At 61.9% G+C, this 1,604-nt stretch carries 4 protein-coding genes; all 4 read left to right on the plus strand.

From position 1 onward, the window contains the following. A partial coding sequence (locus tag WCA53_RS26275) for a phage tail sheath C-terminal domain-containing protein (RefSeq protein ID WP_423917412.1) occupies positions 1-499 on the plus strand: 499 nt, incomplete at its 5' end. Between the two features lie 54 nt (positions 500-553). Continuing rightward, positions 554-1,000: a phage tail protein gene (locus WCA53_RS26280; RefSeq protein WP_423917415.1), complete on the plus strand. Its 447-nt coding sequence runs from the start codon at positions 554-556 to the stop codon at positions 998-1,000. Continuing rightward, complete coding sequence (locus tag WCA53_RS26285) at positions 997-1,365, plus strand: phage tail assembly protein (protein ID WP_423917418.1); 369 nt, start codon at positions 997-999, stop codon at positions 1,363-1,365. Before WCA53_RS26280 ends, WCA53_RS26285 begins: the two co-directional genes overlap by 4 nt. Next, positions 1,317-1,547: a DUF6760 family protein gene (locus tag WCA53_RS26290; protein ID WP_423917421.1), complete on the plus strand. Its 231-nt coding sequence runs from the start codon at positions 1,317-1,319 to the stop codon at positions 1,545-1,547. The genes WCA53_RS26285 and WCA53_RS26290 overlap by 49 nt, the downstream gene beginning before the upstream one ends. Positions 1,548-1,604: the final 57 nt, after the last annotated feature.

Genomic DNA, 1,604 nt, shown 5'->3' on the forward strand with positions numbered 1-1,604 from the left:
GATCGAAGGCGCGCTCGATCTCGACTTCGATCTCGCCGACAGCGAGCAGGCCGCCCTCAACCAGGCTGGCATCAATTGCCTGCGCGAACGTCCAGGCTGGGGCTTGCGCGTGTGGGGCGCACGCACGCTGAGCGACCGGCCCGAGATGCGCTATGTGAGCGTCTCGCGGCTTGTTCTCACGGTCAGGCGTGAGCTCGAATACCGCTTGCGCGACCTCGTGTTCGAGCCGAACGACCCGGCGTTGTGGAAGGGCGTTGCCGAACGGCTCACGAGCTATTTCAGCGACTTGTATCGTAACGGGGCGCTGCAGGGCGCGAACGCGAGCGAAGCCTATTTCGTGAAGTGCGATGAGGAAACCAATCCGCGCGAGGCGCGCGAGGCGGGCCTCGTGAGCGCCCTCGCGGGAATCGCGCCGGCGGTGCCGGCGGAGTTCGTCATCGTGCGGATTACGCAGAGCGCGGACGGGGTAAGCGTCGTCGGACCTGACATGCGGATCTAGCGCAGCACAGGAACATCATTCAACGCAGCTGTGGCGGAAAAAGGAGTAAGGAACATGGCAACCGGAGATCGAAGAGACCCTTTTCGCGGCTTCAAGTTTCGCGTGGAGATAGGCGGCATTCAGCGGGCAGGCTTTAGGGAGGTCTCCGGGCTGGATGCGGCCACGGACTCCATCGACTATCGCGAAGGTGACGACAAGACGCTCACGATACACAAGCTTCCCGGCCTGAAGAAGTTCGCGAATCTCACGCTCAAGCGCGGCATCACCAACGATCTCGACTTGTGGAAGTGGCGCAAGCAGGTGATGGATGGAAAGATCAAGGACTCGCGCAAGAACGGCTCGATCATCCTCATGGACGACGAGGGCAACGACGTCGCGCAATGGGATTTCGTGGCCGCCTGGCCGACCAAGTGGACGGGGCCGGGCTTCAACGCTACAGCTAACGAAGTCGCCATCGACACGATCGAGTTGACGCATGAAGGACTGGATCGCACCAAATGAGCCTGCAGACCGAATTCAGCTTCACGCTGCCGCGCGGCTACGTCGATGCCGAGGGTGCCGTGCATCGCGAGGGCATCATGCGCCTCGCGACCGCGAACGACGAAATCGGGCCGATGAAGGACCCGCGCGTGCAAAGCAATCCCGGCTATCTCGCGGTCATTCTGCTAGCGCGCGTGGTGAAGCGCCTGGGCGATCTGCCGCAGGTGAATCCGCGCGTGATCGAGGAACTGTTCGCGGCGGACTTCGCTCATCTGGAAGATCTGTACCGACGCATCAACACGACCGGCCACGACCGGCTGACCGTGGTGTGCCCGGGATGCGAAAAGAAGTTCGAGGTGGAGGTCGACCCTTCGGGGGAGCGATAGGCTACCGTCCCGAACAGCTTTACGAGGAGGTAGCCTACTTGGCCTATCACTTTCACTGGCCCCATGCGCAACTGATGACGCTCGATCATATCGAGCGGCGGCGTTGGGTGAGCGAGGTCGCGAAAATCAACGAGCGGATCAACGAGGGCGTCGAGGGCGCCGAGCGCGATCCGTGGGGGTAGCATCGTGCTGACGAGCCACTTCACCATCGACGAGTTTTTTCTCGCTTTTGCTTACAC

This window comes from Caballeronia sp., assembly GCF_049581465.1.
Classification (GTDB): domain Bacteria; phylum Pseudomonadota; class Gammaproteobacteria; order Burkholderiales; family Burkholderiaceae; genus Caballeronia.